The organism is Novosphingobium capsulatum NBRC 12533 (genome assembly GCF_001598375.1).
Classification (GTDB): Bacteria; Pseudomonadota; Alphaproteobacteria; order Sphingomonadales; family Sphingomonadaceae; genus Novosphingobium; species Novosphingobium capsulatum.
In genome coordinates this window covers 1-14,414 of record NZ_BCYV01000015.1, presented here as the reverse complement: position 1 = coordinate 14,414, position 14,414 = coordinate 1, and the positions used below count along the sequence as shown (strand labels likewise).

Here is a 14,414-nt window from a genome sequence, read left to right as displayed (position 1 = left end):
CCGTTCAGAAGTCGATCGCAATCCCGTTCTTTTCCCAATCGCCATAGCGGGTTGGGTCAAGGCCGTCAGGGTCTTGCGTGGGCTCGGCCACGCGCGGCGGCGGGGCCGGCGCATCGGTCCAGTGGGCGGGCTTGGCAAAGGGCGCGGGGCGCTGCGTCGCGCGCTGCCGGTTGGCGGGAAGCGGCTTGTCCATGCGGATGGCCATGCGCCTTTGCGTCTTCGCGCGCAATTGCCAAATGGGGCATAAGGCGCGATAGGCGCGGAGATGGCCCCTAACCGACAGACCGATGAGACCCCCGGCGTGCCCGCGCGCCGCGCCGCGCTGCGCCTGCTTGATGCCGTGTTGCGCCGTGGCGACCCGCTGGACCAGGCGGCGCCCCCGGTGCTGCGCGCGATCGAGCGTGGCGATGACCGCGCCCTGGCCATGGCCATCGTGCAAGAGGCGCTGCGCTGGCTGCCCGATCTCGATGCGCTGATCGACAGCGCCACGCAGACCGTGCTGCCCGACGATGCCAAGGCGCGCGCCGTGCTGCAACTGATGCTGGCGCAGGCGCTGCGCCTGGGCCTGCCGCCGCATGCGGTGATCGCCACGGGTCTGCCGCTGCTGATGGGCGGTCCGCGCCGCTTGGCCCATGGGGTGTTTTCCGCGCTGCTCAAGCGTGGGGCGGCGCTGCCTGATGCGCCCACCCTGCCGCCGGCCGTGGCCGCGCGCTGGGATCAGGCCTGGCCCGGCCGCACCGCCGCGATCGCCGCCGGCATTGCCACGCCGCCGCCGCTCGATCTCAGCCTGCGCGACGCAGGCGAAACCGCGCGTTGGGTGGAGGAACTGGGCGGGCAGTCGCTGTTGCCCGGCCATGTTCGCCTGCCGCGCGGCCAGGCGGTGGAGAGCCTGCCCGGTTTTGCCGAGGGTGCATGGTGGGTGCAGGACCTGGCGGCGAGCCTGCCGGCGCGCCTGCTCGGCGCGGGCGAGGGGCGGCGCGTGCTCGATCTCTGTGCCGCGCCCGGCGGCAAGACCATGCAACTGGCCGCCGCGGGCTGGACCGTCACCGCGCTCGACAAGTCGGCCCGTCGGCTGGAGCGGCTGTCGGCCAACCTGGCGCGCACCAGCCTGGCGGCCACGGTGGTGCAGGCCGATGCGCTGAAATGGCAGCCCGATGAACCGTTCGATGCCGTGCTGCTCGATGCGCCATGCAGTGCCACGGGCACCTGCCGCCGCCATCCCGATGTGCTGCATCGCCTGGCCGCGATGGACGAGTTGACCCAGTTGCAGGCGCAGATGCTGGCACGCAGCGCTGCCTGGCTGCGGCCGGGCGGCACGCTGGTCTATGCCACCTGCTCGCTCGAACCGGCCGAGGGCGAGGCGCAGGCTGCCGCCTTTGCCGGTCTCGATCCGGCGCCGATCCAGGAGGGCGAATTGCCGGCGGGCATTGCGCCCACGCCGCAGGGATGGCTGCGCAGCGACCCTGGCATGCTGGCGCAAGAGGGCGGCATCGACGGGTTCTTTGCCGCGCGGTGGCGCCAGGGGTGACGCAAATGCCCGGCAATTCATTTTGCCGGCGCGATTTTTGTGGCTAAGCCGGCGCCATGTCTGCCGGCCATCACCACGATCACCACCACGCCCATGCTCATGACCATGGGCACGACCACGGCCACCACCATGGCCCAGGGCACAGCCATGCGCCGGCCAGTTTCGGCCGCGCCTTTGCCCTGGGGATTGCGCTCAACACCGCGTTCGTGGTGGTCGAGGGTGGCTATGGCATCGTCAGCGGCTCGATGGCGCTGGTCGCCGATGCCGGGCACAACCTGTCCGACGTGCTGAGCCTGTTCATGGCCTGGGGCGCCAGCGTGCTCTCGGCGCGGCCGCCGCAGGGCCGCTTCACTTATGGCTTCAAGTCCAGCTCGATCCTGGCCGCGCTCGGCAATGCCGCGCTGCTGCTGGTGGCGCTGGGCGCGATCCTGGTGGAAAGCGTGCGCCGCCTGATGGAGCCAGAGGCGGTGTCGCCCGGCCCGGTGATGATCGTCGCGGCGATCGGCATCGTCATTAACACTTTTACCGCCCTGCTGTTCATGCGTGGCAGCAAGCACGACATCAACCTGCGCGGCGCCTATCTGCACATGGCCGCCGACGCGGCTGTTTCAGCAGGCGTCGTGCTCGCCGGCCTCGCCATGGCGATGACCGGGTGGACCTGGATCGACCCGCTGACCAGCCTGGTCATCGTGGTGGTGATTGCCGTGGGCACCTGGGGTCTGGCACGCGACTCACTCAAGCTGGGTCTTCAGGCCGTGCCCCCGGGGATCGATCCGAACAAGGTCAGTGCCGCGCTGGCCGCCATGCCGGGCGTGGCGCGGGTGCACGATCTGCATATCTGGCCGATGAGCACCACTGAAACCGCACTGACCGCGCACCTGATCATGCCGCAGGGCCACCCAGGCGACGCATTCCTGGCCCATGTGGCACACGATCTGGAGCATGATTTCGGCATCGGCCATACCACGATCCAGGTGGAAACCGACGATTGCGGCGGTTGCTCGCTGGAGGTTTAAGGGTTTGGCGGGGTCAGCCGGGATTGGTGGCAGGCTGTTATTGGCGCGATGATCGCAGACTTAGCGCGTTATTAAGCTGGACCCCGGATCAAGTCCGGGGTGACGAGAAAATAGAGATGACGTAAAAACTCATCGTCACCCCGGACTTGATCCGGGGTCCAGCTATTCTGCTTGCGCAAAATGCGAGAACGTCCGCACGTGGGCGATTTTTTGTTCGCGCAGAGGCGCTGAGGCGCAGAGAAAATGGAATCTCCGCGCCTCAGCGCCTCTGCGCGAAACATCTTCTTAAGGCGCCGCTGATGCCGCGTCTGCCGGCACAGTGGCATCGACCAGCGGCGGCGGGGCCGGGCGGCTGTCGAGCATGGTGGCGGCTTCATCGAGCGCGCGGGCTTCGCCGCGGGTGACGCCGCCGGGGCCGGGGTCGCTGTCCTGCTGGCAAGCCGCCAGCGGCAGCATGAGGGCAAGGGCCAGAAATGCGCGCATGGTCAGATGAGGGGCAGGCTGGCGCGAAGAGTGCGAGGCACCGCTTCGCGCCATGGGCCTGTTACATCTTGGGGTTGCTGTTGGCGCCACCGTTCGCGCTGGCATCGCCCGCTTCGGCGGCGGCTGCGGCAGCCTTGGCAGCGTCGGCTGCGGCGGCGGCATTGTCGGCGGCGCTGCGGGCGGCGTCTTCGGCGGTTTGCGCGGCGGCGCTGGGATCGGCGGCGGGGGCATCGACCGGGGCCGGGGCGGCAGCCGAAACGTCGGTGGCGGGCAATTCGTCGGCCGGCATTTCCACGTTGTCGGGCGAGGCTTCCGTCGAGGCATCGTCCGAACGGCCGCAGGCGGAGAGCGACAGCGCGGCGGCAACCAGGGCAGCGCCAGCAATGGCCGTCGGGAAGAGCTTCTTCATCGTGGGGGCTTCCTTGTTCGTTCCTGTCGGCGCATGGCCGAAACTTGCCCTATGGGTATTACCGGCGCGCCAGTGTCAAGCCAATGGCAAACTTGGCTGGGCATCCTTGGTGGATCAATGCCGTTCGTAAGGCTTGCTTACGGATATAAAGAACTCTTTATATGGATTGACCGATATAAAGGTTGCTTTATATGCCACTGCTCATGAACCTGCTCGAATCCTTGCGCGCCCTGGCCGATCCCACGCGCCTGCGCATCATGCGCCTTCTGGCCAGCATGGAGCTGGCCGTGGGTGAGCTTGCGCAGGTACTGGGCCAAAGCCAGCCGCGCGTCTCGCGCCATGTGAAGATCCTGTGCGATGCGGGCCTGGCCGAGCGGCGGCGCGAGGGTGGCTGGGTGTTCCTGCGCGCGGCGATTGCCGAAGAAACCGCGCGGCGCGGGGCGCCCTCCGCGCTTGGCACGGCGCTGGCCCGCGTGCTTGCCGCGGCCGAGGCGGAGGACGCTGATTTCGCCCGCGAAGTGCGCGAGGATCGCCAGCATCTCGACGCGATCCGCGCCACGCGCGAGGCGAGCGCGGCCGAATACTTTGCCCGCCATGCTGCCGATTGGGACCAGTTGCGCAGCCTGCACATCGCCGATGGCCCGGTGGAGGCCGCGCTGATCGGCTTGCTCGATGCGGCCGGCGCGGGCCAGCCGCTCGGCCACCTGCTCGACGTGGGCACCGGCACCGGTCGCATGGCGCAATTGCTCGCGCCGCGTGCCAGCCACGTCACTGCGCTCGACAAGAGCCCGGAAATGCTGCGCCTGGCGCGCACGCGGCTGCAGGGCCTGCCGGCCGGACAGGTCGATCTGGTGCAAGGGGATTTCCTGTCGCTGCCGTTTGCCGATGGCGGGTTCGACACGGTGCTGTTCCACCAGGTGCTGCACTATGCCCTGGCACCCGAGGCCGTGCTGGCCGAGGCCGCGCGCGTCACCGCCCCGGGCGGGCGCATTGCCGTGGTCGATTTTGCCGCGCACGATCGCGAGGAATTGCGCCTGGCCCATGCCCATGCCCGCCTGGGCTTTTCCGATGCGCAGATGGCCAAGCTGCTGGGCGATGCCGGGTTTACCCCGCTCGCCGAACAGGCGCTGGCCGGGCACGAACTGATCGTCAAGCTGTGGACCGCCCGGCGCCGCGATCCCGCTGCCGCTGCGGCGCCCCCCTCTTCCGCCTTTACCAAGAGCTGAGACCCATGACCCGCTACGACCAGCTGCGCGAGGCGCGCACCGCGCTCGATACCCCGCTGTTTGCCGGCCTGCCCGGCGATATCCGGGTGAGCTTCGAATTCTTTCCGCCCAAGACCGATGCGCTGATGGCGCAGCTGTGGGACGTGGTGCAGACCTTGGCGCCGCTGCAGCCCGAATTCGTCTCGGTGACGTATGGCGCGGGCGGCTCCACCCGCGACCGCACGCATGACACGGTTGCGCGCATCATCAGCGAGGCGCGGCTGCCGGCCGCCGCGCATCTGACCTGCGTCGACGCCAGCAAGGCCGAAATCCGCGCCGTGGCCGAAGGATACTGGGAAGCGGGCGTGCGCCACATCGTCGCCCTGCGTGGTGACATGGGCGCGCCCGGTGTGCCGTTCACCCCGCACCCCGATGGCTATGCCAATGCCGCCGAACTGGTGGCCGGGCTCAAGGCGATTGCCCCGTTTGATATTTCGGTCGCGGCCTATCCCGAAAGCCACCCGGATTCGCCCAGCCAGGAAGCAGACATCGACAATCTCAAGCGGAAGCTTGATGCCGGTGCGAGCCGCGCGATCAGCCAGTTCTTCTTCGAGCCGGAAACCTTCTTCCGTTTCCAGGACAAGCTGGCTGCGGCCGGGATCGATGCGCCGGTGCTGCCGGGCATTCTGCCGGTGTCCAACTTTGCCCAGACGCGCAAGTTTGCCGCTGCCTGTGGCGCGGCACTGCCAGCCTGGATGGAAAGCCTGTTTGCCGGGCTCGACACGCACCCGGCCTCGCGCCAGTTGGTGGCGGCCACGGTTTCGGCCGAGTTCTGCCGCCGCCTCTACGCCGGCGGTGTGCGTGATTTCCACTTCTACACGCTCAACCGTGCCGAGCTGAGCTATGCCATCTGCCATCTGCTGGGCCGCCGCCCGCACGGCGCCGCCGGCCTGGAGAATGCCGCATGACCGATCTTGCCCCCAGCCAGGCGCGCGCCGCGCTGCTCGATCAGGCGCGCCAGCGTATCCTGATCACCGATGGCGCCTTTGGCACCGAGATCCAGAACCGCAAGCTGACCGAGGCGGATTATGCTGGCAGCCTGGGCCTCACCCACGACCAGAAGGGCAACAACGATATCCTGGCGCTGACGCGGCCAGACGTGCCCGAGGCGATCCACCGCGCCTATTTCGAGGCGGGCGCCGACATTGCCGAAACCAACACCTTTTCGGCCAACCGCATCAGCCAGGCCGATTATGGCGCTGAACACCTCGTGCGCGAGATCAACCTGCAATCGGCGGCCCTGGCCCGCCGCGTTGCCGATGAATTTGCCGCGCGCGATGGTCGCCCGCGCTTTGTGGCCGGCGCCATCGGCCCGACCAACAAGACGCTGTCGCTTTCGCCCGATGTCAACGATCCCGGATATCGCGAGATCGACTGGGATTTCCTGGTGGAGGTCTATCGCGAGCAGGCCGAGGCGTTGGTCGAAGGCGGTGCCGATTTCATCCTGGTCGAAACCGTGTTCGACACGCTCAACTGCAAGGCCGCGATCATGGCGGTCAAGCAACTGGAGCGGCAACTGGGCCGCGAAGTGCCGATCATGCTGTCGATGACGCTGACCGATCTTTCGGGCCGCAACCTGTCGGGCCACACGGTGGAGGCATTCTGGTATGCCGTGCGCCATGCCCGCCCGGTGACCGTGGGCCTCAACTGCTCGTTCGGCGCCACCCAATTGCGCCCTCATGTCAAAGCCCTGGCCGAAACCGCCGACACGCTGATCATGATCTATCCCAACGCCGGCCTGCCCAACGAACTGGGCCAGTATGACGAAGAGCCCGACACGACCGCTGGCCTCGTTGGCGAATGGGCCGTGGCGGGCCAGGTCAACGTGCTGGGTGGCTGCTGCGGTTCCACGCCCGCGCATATCGCCGCCATGGCGCGCAAGGTTGCCGGCCTGGCGCCGCGCAGCCTAGCCCAGCCCGAACCGCTCACCCGCCTTGCCGGCCTCGAACCGTTTGTGATGATCAAGTGATGACCGAACAGAACACCACCGGGATGACCAATTCCGGCTCGCGTTTCGTCAATGTGGGCGAGCGCACCAATGTCACCGGCTCGGCCGCGTTCAAGAAGCTGATCCTGGCGGGCGACTATGCCAAGGCGGTAGAAGTCGCGCGCCAGCAGGTGGAAAACGGCGCGCAGATCATCGACGTCAACATGGACGAGGGCCTGCTCGACGCGGTCGAGGCCATGACCACCTACCTCAAGCTGATCGCGGCAGAGCCGGACATCGCGCGGGTGCCGGTGATGATCGACAGCTCCAAGTGGGAGGTGATCGAGGCCGGCCTGAAATGTGTTTCGGGCAAGCCGATCGTCAATTCGATCTCGATGAAGGAAGGCGAAGACGCGTTCCTGCACCATGCCCGCCTGTGCATGGATTATGGCGCCGCCGTTGTCGTCATGGCCTTTGACGAAAAGGGCCAGGCCGACACGCGGGAGCGCAAGGTGGAAATCTGCTGCCGCGCCTATGACCTGTTGATGGGTATCGGTTTTCCGCCCGAAGACGTGATCTTCGATCCCAACGTTTTTGCCGTGGCCACCGGGATCGAGGAGCACGACCGCTACGCCCTCGATTTCATCGAGGCGACGCGCGAGATCAAGGAACGCTGCCCGCACGTGCATATCTCGGGCGGCCTGTCGAACCTCTCGTTCAGCTTCCGCGGCAACGAGACGGTGCGCCGCGCGATGCACTCGGTGTTCCTCTACCACGCCATTCCCGCCGGCATGGACATGGCCATCGTCAATGCCGGGCAGCTCGACATCTACGACCAGATCGACCCGGTCTTGCGCGATGCCTGCGAAGACGTGCTGCTGATGCGCCACCCTGATGCGACCGAACGCCTCATCGCGTTGGCCGAAAGCTTCAAGGGCAAGGACAAAGCGGCAGAAAAGGCCGCCGAGGAATGGCGCGGCTGGGACGTGGTGCGCCGCCTGGAACATGCCTTGGTCAAGGGCATGGACCAGTACATCGTGGAAGACACCGAGGAAGCCCGCGCCGCGATTGCCGCGCGCGGCGGGCGCCCGATCGAGGTGATCGAAGGCCCGCTGATGGCAGGCATGAACACGGTCGGCGACCTGTTCGGCTCGGGCAAGATGTTCCTGCCGCAGGTGGTGAAATCGGCCCGCGTGATGAAGAAAGCCGTGGCCCACCTGATCCCCTATATCGAGGCGGAAAAGCAAGCCGGCGCGCGCCCCAAGGGCCGCATCGTGATGGCCACGGTCAAGGGCGACGTGCACGATATCGGCAAGAACATCGTCGGCGTCGTGCTCCAGTGCAATGGCTATGAAGTGATTGACCTTGGCGTCATGGTGCCGTGGTCCAAGATCCTCGACACCGCGCGCGAGCAGGATGCCGATATCATCGGCCTGTCCGGCCTGATCACCCCCTCGCTCGACGAGATGGTGACCGTGGCCGAGGAAATGCAGCGCGCCGGCATGACCATTCCGCTGCTGATCGGCGGCGCCACCACCAGCAAGGTGCATACTGCGCTGCGCATCGATCCGGCCTATGACGGCCCGGTGGTCCACGTGCTCGACGCCAGCCGCGCCGTGGGCGTGGCCAGCCAGCTCTTGTCCGATACCCAGGCCGAAGGTTTCATCGCCGCCACGGCCGACGAATACCAGCACGTGCGCGATGCCCGCGCGGGCAAGGGCGGCTCCAAGCTACTCAGCCTCGAAGACGCGCGCGCCAACGCTTTCGTCGCCGAATTTGCACACAAGCCAGCGCCGCCGGCGCAGCCCGGGCTGCACGTCTTTGCCGAATGGGATCTGGCCGATCTGGTCGAATGTTTTGACTGGACGCCGTTCTTCCGCGCCTGGGAACTGGCGGGCACCTATCCGGCGATCCTCGACGATGCCGTGGTGGGTGAAAGCGCGCGCAGTCTCTATGCCGATGCCCGCGCCATGCTCGACAAGATCGTTGCCGAAAAGTGGCTGACGGCCAAGGGCGTCTGCGGCTTCTGGCCGGCGGCGCGCCATGGCGACGATGTCGTGCTGCATCCCGATGACGACGAGCAGATGGTGCGCTTGCCGTTCCTGCGCCAGCAATTTGCCAAGAGCCGGGGCCGCGCCAACTTCTGCCTGGCCGATTTCATCGATCCGGCGGGTGACTGGCTGGGCGGCTTTGCCGTGGGCATCCATGGGATCGAGCCGCACCTGGCGCGCTTCCAGGCCGGGCATGATGACTATTCCGACATCCTGCTCAAGGCGCTGGCCGATCGCTTTGCCGAGGCCTTTGCCGAACGCCTGCACAGCCACGTCCGCACCACCCTGTGGGGCTATGCACCGGGCGAGCAACTGACCAACGAGGCGCTGATCCGCGAGGAATATCGCGGCATCCGCCCCGCGCCCGGCTATCCGGCGTGCCCCGACCACAGCCTCAAGCCGATCCTGTTCGACCTGCTCGATGCGCCGGGCAATGCCGGCATCGTCCTCACCGAAAGCCAGGCCATGCTGCCCACCGCAGCAGTTTCCGGCTTCTATTTCGCCCACCCGGACAGCCAGTATTTCGGCGTGGCCACCATCGGCCGCGATCAGCTGGCCGATTATGCCGCGCGGCGCGGGGTGGATCTGGCCGTGGCCGAACGCTGGCTACGCCCCAACCTGGACTAAGTTTGGGCAAAAAGCCCCCTCCTCTTCAGAGGAGGGGGGTGGGGGTGGTGGAAAACTGGCGCGAGGTCCAGCACCACCCCCCGACCCCCTCGTCTGAAGAGGAGGGGGAGTAAAAGATCAGGGATGCACCGGCTTTTCGTCCGCGTAGATCGCCACTTCGGGCGCCTGCTTGCTGCTGATCGAGCCGCGGAACATGCCGGCGGTGTTGAGGGCAAAGCCCACGTGGCCATCGCGGTCCATCGCGATCAGCCCGCCATCGCCGCCGATTTCGGCGATTTCGTCGATCGTGTCCTGCGCCGCTTCGCCCACCTTTTCGTCGCGCCAGGCGATACGGTCGCACACCTGGCGGCCGGCGGATTGGCGGATGAAGTATTCACCCGTGCCGGTGGCAGACACCGCGCAATTGCCATCGATCGCGTAAGTGCCCGCGCCGATCAGCGGGGAATCGCCGATCCGGCCCCAGCGCTTGCCGGTCAGGCCGCCGGTGGACGTGGCAGCAGCAAGGTGGCCGTGGACATCGCGCGCGACCGCGCCAACGGTGCCATAGCGGTGCTCGGGCCGCGGCGTGGCATCGAGCACACGCGGCGACAGCGCGCTGACATGCTCCTTCTTCCATTCCAGATAGTCGTTCCAGCGCTTTTGCGTGAAGAAGTACTTGGGATCGACCTGCTCGATGCCCTGTTCGCGGGCAAACTGGTCTGCGCCCGCACCGGCCAGCAGCACGTGGCGGGAATGCTCCATCACGGCGCGCGCGGCGCGGATCGGGTTCTTGGTAGTGGTCAGCGCCGCCACGGCGCCTGCTTCGCCAGTGCTGCCGTCCATGATCGCGGCGTCCAGCTGGTTCTTGCCCTCGGCATCGAACACCGCGCCGCGTCCGGCGTTGAACTGCGGATCATCTTCCATCACGCGCACGGCCGCTTCCACGGCATCCAGGCTCGATCCGCCGGCCTTGAGCACGGCCGACCCGGCGGCCAGCGCAGCCTTGAGCCCGGCGCGATACGAGGCATCTTCGGCCGGCGTGGTTTCCCCGCGCGGCGCGGCGCCGGCGCCACCGTGAATGGCCAGCGACCAGCCGGCATCGGCCGGATAGGGCACGCCGGCGAGCTTGCCCTGCTTGACGCTGGCCGTGCCGGCAAAGGCCGGCGCCGTAACCGCCAGGGTGCCCAAGTCCAGCACGCTGTCAGGGCCAATCCCGGTCACCTTGATCGCCGGCCAATCGAGCGGCTGGCCTGGCTTGGCACCGGGCGCGCCGACCGGCTGCACCAGCCAGGCATAGGTGCCGGCCGGCCCCTTGAGCCGTGCCTTGCCCGCGCCATCGACGATCAGCGAGGCGCCTTCATCCACGCCCAGGCCCACGGCGGCCTTGTCGGGCGTGGTCGCGCGGGTCTTGGCCACAAAGGCGATCAGGCGGCCGAGACGATCACGCCGGGTGAAATGGGTATCGGTGACGACATGGTCCATGCGCGGCAGGTGTAGGAAATCCTCCACCATCGTCACGCCTTCGCCCAGGGGATCGCGCAAGGCCGGGCCCGAGGTGGCGCTGCCGCCGTCCATCGCGCCATAGACATGCGCGCCCAGGATCGCCAAGCCAGCACTGGTGCCGCCGATCGGGTGCCCGCTGGCAGCCAGCCGGTCGAGCGCGGTGGCCAGCGGCGTGCCCTGCCAGAAACGCACATAGCGTGCCTGGTCACCCCCGGCGATATAGACGCCATCGGCCTTGGCCACGGCGGCGAGCACGGCCGGGTCGCTTGCCGCCTTGCGATCATCGAACACGAAGGTTTCGACCGAAGTGACGCCGCCGATGCTGTGCATGAACTCATCGCCGGCATCGCCTGCGCCCGATGCCCGCAGCACCACGATATGGCCATGCCCGGCCTGCGCCACGAACCAGCGGAAAGCATCGCTGTCCCATTCGCCACCGCCGGCCAGCAGCAGGCCCGGTGCTACCTTGGCCGGGGTAGGGGCGGCAAGATCACCGATGACATAGCGGGTATAGCCTGCTTCCGAGGCGCCTGCCGCGCCGCTGGCCAGCGCCAGTGCGCCTGCCACTGTGATCAATCCCATGCGCCAGAACTGCATTCCCGTGCCCCTTGATATGCCATCTTTTGCTGTGGTTAGCGTGTAACAGTTGCAATTGATACTGTATTATTTGGCGAATTATGGTTGCAAATAGGATTTGCTTGTAACCATAAGCCCCTATCGAAGCGCGATCACAGGGGGCTGTCAATAATGCGCATTTCCAGGGTTTGGTTGATTGCGGGTGGTGCCATGAGTGCCTTGGCCGTGGCAGGCGCGGGCCATGCGCAGGAAGCGCCAGCGTCTATCACGCAATTGCCGGTCGCGTCCCAGGCGGACGATACCCCGGCTCCCGAAAGCGCGATCGTCGTGCTGGGCAGCCGCATTCCGCGCGTGGAAATGGAAGGGCCCGCGCCGGTCACCGCCGTGACCGCGCAGGACATCCTGCGCAATGGCTATCAGTCGGTACCCGATCTGCTGCGCGCGCTCACGCAAAATGGCGGCGAAACGCAAAGCCAGCAATCGGGCAATGGCGCGGCCTTCACGCCCGGCGCGCAGCAGGTGGACTTGCGCGGGCTTGGTCCCAATCACACCCTGGTGCTGGTCAACGGGCGGCGGATTGCCGATTTTCCCCTGCCTTTCAACGGGCAGAGCAATTTCACCGACATTTCCAACATTCCCGTCGGCCTGATCGAGCGGGTGGAAGTGTTGAGCGGCAGCGCATCGGCGATCTATGGCTCGGACGCGATTTCGGGCGTGGTCAATTTCCAGCTCAAGAAAAGCGTCGATGGCACGCGGATCGACTATCGTTATGGCGATACGCAGCACGGCGGCGGCGCCTCGCACCGGCTGACCTTGACCACCGGCTGGAATGCCGGCGCGTTTCATGGCGTGATCGGGGTGGAAGGCCTCTATCAAAAGCCGCTGTGGCAATATCAGCGCGCACGGCAGGATTCGGTGCTGGACGATCCGGTTGGCGGGCTGGCGCGCCGCACGTTCCTGCGCACCGATGAATATACCGACTATCTCGATCCCGGCGCGGCGACCTGCGCCAGCCTGTCGGGCCTCAACGGCGGCAGCACGTTCCGCGCCAGCCGCCCGCGCTATGGCGCAGATGGCGGGCCGGGCTATTACTGCGGCTCGAACAGCTCGGTCGCCTATGGCACGATGATTTCAGAGCGCAAATCGGTGAACGCCTTTGGCGCGATCGGGCTCGACCTACCCAATGGCATGGAACTGTTCACCGATTTCCAGGCCAGCTACAGCAAGGTGGCGCTGCTGCCCGATGTGCTGACCTGGTATTACGAAACCGCCGACGGCAACCAGGAGGGCACGTTCTACAACACGCAGATGCCCACCAGCCTCAATCCGACCAAGCTGGACAACTGGTATCGCCAGTTCACGCCCGAGGAAATGGGCGGCCTGCGCAACGGCATGACGCGCAACCGCTCGGTCAGCTTCACGGTCACGCCGGGCCTGCGCGGCAAGTTCGGCAAGAACCAGGCCTGGGCCTATGAGCTGTCGTTCAACCACTCGGAATACCGCAGCAAGGTATCGTTCCCGCAGGTGGTGATCTCCAAGGGCAATGCCTTTTTCCTGGGCCAGCAGCAGGGGGTTGACCCCGATAGCGGCTATGCGGTGTTTTCGGCCGATCCGGCGCGGTTCTATACCCCGCTCACCACATCGCAGTACAATTCGATCACCGAAAACGCGATCTATCACCCGCGTTCCTATACCGATAACCTCGCTTTCAGCCTGACCAACGGCGAAGTCCTGCGCCTGCCGGCAGGGGCCGTGGGCGTGGCGCTGGTGGGCGAATATGGCGGGCAGGGCTATGACCTGCGGCCCGATCCCAAGGCGCTGGAGCACTATTACGTTGGCCTGACCGACAGCGACGGCAAGGGCAGCCGCCGCCACTGGGCGCTGGGCGGCGAACTGCGCGTGCCGGTACTCTCGTTCCTGCAGCTCTCCGGCGCGGCGCGCTATGACCATTTCCACGTGGTCGACAACAGCTTTGGCAAGGCCACCTGGAACCTGGGCGCAGAACTGCGCCCGACCAGCCGCCTGCTGCTGCGCGGCGCGATGGGCACCGGCTTTCGCGCGCCCGATCTCCACTATGTGTTTTCGGGCAATGGTGACACCCATCCCGATGGCACCGATTACCTGACCTGCCGGCGCGAGAATGCCGGCGCCACCTATAGCCAGTGCGACGATTACGAGGTTGGCATCACCAGCCACCGCAGCGGCAACCGCGCGCTCAAGCCCGAAACCAGCAAGTCGATCAACGCCGGGGTGTTCTGGCAGCCCGATCGCGCGGTCGATGTTTCGGTCGATTACTTCAAGGTCACGCTGGAAAACCAGGTGCTCGATCTCAGCAAGGATGAACTGCTACGCCGCGAATCCGATTGCGTGCTGGGCGAAACCGTCTCGGGCGCGGCGGTCAATGCCAGTTCACCCACCTGCCTCGATGCCATCGCGCGGGTGCAGCGCTATGCTTCCGGCGCCTTCGCAGGGCAGCTTCAGGGGGTTTACGTCAACCCGATCAACGTGGCGCGCGAACAGACCGACGGCATCGACGTGGCGTTCCACTGGCGCGCCTCGGAAATCCAGGGGCTGGGCTTCCTCAGCTTTGCACTGGGGTACACCTATGTGTTCAATCACACGTTCCGCCAGTATGCCGGCGACGCGGTGATCAACAAGCTGGCCTATGACAGCGGTTATGACATCCCGCGTGACAAGGGCACGGCCAGCCTCACCCTGGTCAACGGCAAGTTCACGACCACGCTGCAGGGCCAGATGCTCGGCCGCCTGCCCAATTATGACGAAACGGCGTTCATCAAGCCGACCACCACGTTCAACCTTTCGGCCCAGTACAAAATCACCGACCATGTCCAGGTTTCGGGCACGGTGACCAACCTGTTCGATACCAGCCCCAATGTCGATCGCACTTATGGCAGCTATCCCTATTACGACATCTCGTGGTTCGATGGCGTGGGGCGCAGCTTCTATCTGCAACTGACCTGGAAGCTGGGCGGGAAGGGGCTGTAACCGGTCAGCCGCATACAACAGCGGGCGGCGTGTCGGTACACGCC

At 66.4% G+C, this 14,414-nt stretch carries 11 protein-coding genes; 7 read left to right on the top strand and 4 right to left on the bottom strand.

Going from position 1 to position 14,414, the window contains the following annotated elements:
* Nucleotides 1–4 precede the first annotated feature (4 nt).
* A complete protein-coding gene (locus SCA01S_RS14650; RefSeq protein ID WP_028658353.1) occupies nucleotides 5–193 on the bottom strand; it encodes a DUF1674 domain-containing protein in 189 nt (62 codons plus the stop codon).
* Nucleotides 194–265: 72 nt separating this feature from the next.
* On the opposite strand from SCA01S_RS14650, the gene SCA01S_RS14645 reads away from it, so the two are divergent.
* Together SCA01S_RS14645 and SCA01S_RS14640 are read left to right on the top strand one after the other, a co-directional pair.
* Nucleotides 266–1,528 carry an RsmB/NOP family class I SAM-dependent RNA methyltransferase gene (locus SCA01S_RS14645; RefSeq protein WP_062786884.1) on the top strand — a complete coding sequence of 421 codons (1,263 nt, stop codon included), beginning with the start codon at nucleotides 266–268 and terminating at the stop codon, nucleotides 1,526–1,528.
* A gap of 56 nt (nucleotides 1,529–1,584) precedes the next feature.
* Nucleotides 1,585–2,544 carry a cation diffusion facilitator family transporter gene (locus SCA01S_RS14640; protein ID WP_062786881.1) on the top strand — a complete coding sequence of 320 codons (960 nt, stop codon included), beginning with the start codon at nucleotides 1,585–1,587 and terminating at the stop codon, nucleotides 2,542–2,544.
* 285 nt (nucleotides 2,545–2,829) lie between these two features.
* On the opposite strand, the gene SCA01S_RS14635 is transcribed toward SCA01S_RS14640, so the two are convergent.
* Nucleotides 2,830–3,027: a hypothetical protein gene (locus SCA01S_RS14635; protein ID WP_062786878.1), complete on the bottom strand. Its 198-nt coding sequence runs from the start codon at nucleotides 3,025–3,027 to the stop codon at nucleotides 2,830–2,832.
* Between the two features lie 61 nt (nucleotides 3,028–3,088).
* On the bottom strand, nucleotides 3,089–3,436 hold the full coding sequence (locus SCA01S_RS14630; protein WP_054132703.1) for a hypothetical protein: 348 nt from the start codon (nucleotides 3,434–3,436) through the stop codon (nucleotides 3,089–3,091).
* Nucleotides 3,437–3,639: 203 nt separating this feature from the next.
* Here SCA01S_RS14630 and SCA01S_RS14625 point away from each other — a divergent pair, with 203 nt between their 5' ends.
* Genes SCA01S_RS14625 through metH form a run of 4 tightly spaced genes read left to right on the top strand, consistent with a single transcriptional unit; the run spans nucleotide 3,640 to nucleotide 9,306 of the window.
* Complete coding sequence (locus SCA01S_RS14625; RefSeq protein ID WP_233251067.1) at nucleotides 3,640–4,662, top strand: ArsR/SmtB family transcription factor; 1,023 nt, start codon at nucleotides 3,640–3,642, stop codon at nucleotides 4,660–4,662.
* A gap of 5 nt (nucleotides 4,663–4,667) precedes the next feature.
* A complete protein-coding gene (metF, locus tag SCA01S_RS14620) occupies nucleotides 4,668–5,609 on the top strand; it encodes a methylenetetrahydrofolate reductase [NAD(P)H] (RefSeq protein WP_062786873.1) in 942 nt (313 codons plus the stop codon).
* Nucleotides 5,606–6,670, top strand: coding sequence for a homocysteine S-methyltransferase family protein (locus SCA01S_RS14615; RefSeq protein ID WP_062786870.1), 1,065 nt, complete (start codon nucleotides 5,606–5,608; stop codon nucleotides 6,668–6,670). Before metF ends, SCA01S_RS14615 begins: the two co-directional genes overlap by 4 nt.
* Complete coding sequence (metH, locus tag SCA01S_RS14610; RefSeq protein WP_412103053.1) at nucleotides 6,670–9,306, top strand: methionine synthase; 2,637 nt, start codon at nucleotides 6,670–6,672, stop codon at nucleotides 9,304–9,306. The genes SCA01S_RS14615 and metH overlap by 1 nt, the downstream gene beginning before the upstream one ends.
* A gap of 117 nt (nucleotides 9,307–9,423) precedes the next feature.
* On the opposite strand, the gene SCA01S_RS14605 is transcribed toward metH, so the two are convergent.
* Nucleotides 9,424–11,370, bottom strand: a complete 1,947-nt coding sequence (locus SCA01S_RS14605) for an isoaspartyl peptidase/L-asparaginase (RefSeq protein ID WP_062787148.1) — start codon at nucleotides 11,368–11,370, stop codon at nucleotides 9,424–9,426.
* Between the two features lie 204 nt (nucleotides 11,371–11,574).
* Here SCA01S_RS14605 and SCA01S_RS14600 point away from each other — a divergent pair, with 204 nt between their 5' ends.
* A complete protein-coding gene (locus SCA01S_RS14600) occupies nucleotides 11,575–14,370 on the top strand; it encodes a TonB-dependent receptor plug domain-containing protein (protein WP_157088993.1) in 2,796 nt (931 codons plus the stop codon).
* The last annotated feature ends 44 nt before the right edge of the window (nucleotides 14,371–14,414 follow it).

What these genes read in the sequence shown, in the direction of transcription:
- SCA01S_RS14650 (WP_028658353.1), bottom strand. Translation starts at nt 193, where the DNA reads ATGGACAAGCCGCTTCCCGCCAACCGGCAGCGCGCGACGCAGCGCCCC.
- SCA01S_RS14645 (WP_062786884.1), top strand. Translation starts at nt 266, where the DNA reads ATGGCCCCTAACCGACAGACCGATGAGACCCCCGGCGTGCCCGCGCGC.
- SCA01S_RS14640 (WP_062786881.1), top strand. Translation starts at nt 1,585, where the DNA reads ATGTCTGCCGGCCATCACCACGATCACCACCACGCCCATGCTCATGAC.
- SCA01S_RS14635 (WP_062786878.1), bottom strand. Translation starts at nt 3,027, where the DNA reads ATGCGCGCATTTCTGGCCCTTGCCCTCATGCTGCCGCTGGCGGCTTGC.
- SCA01S_RS14630 (WP_054132703.1), bottom strand. Translation starts at nt 3,436, where the DNA reads ATGAAGAAGCTCTTCCCGACGGCCATTGCTGGCGCTGCCCTGGTTGCC.
- SCA01S_RS14625 (WP_233251067.1), top strand. Translation starts at nt 3,640, where the DNA reads ATGAACCTGCTCGAATCCTTGCGCGCCCTGGCCGATCCCACGCGCCTG.
- metF (WP_062786873.1), top strand. Translation starts at nt 4,668, where the DNA reads ATGACCCGCTACGACCAGCTGCGCGAGGCGCGCACCGCGCTCGATACC.
- SCA01S_RS14615 (WP_062786870.1), top strand. Translation starts at nt 5,606, where the DNA reads ATGACCGATCTTGCCCCCAGCCAGGCGCGCGCCGCGCTGCTCGATCAG.
- metH (WP_412103053.1), top strand. Translation starts at nt 6,670, where the DNA reads ATGACCGAACAGAACACCACCGGGATGACCAATTCCGGCTCGCGTTTC.
- SCA01S_RS14605 (WP_062787148.1), bottom strand. Translation starts at nt 11,370, where the DNA reads ATGGGATTGATCACAGTGGCAGGCGCACTGGCGCTGGCCAGCGGCGCG.
- SCA01S_RS14600 (WP_157088993.1), top strand. Translation starts at nt 11,575, where the DNA reads ATGAGTGCCTTGGCCGTGGCAGGCGCGGGCCATGCGCAGGAAGCGCCA.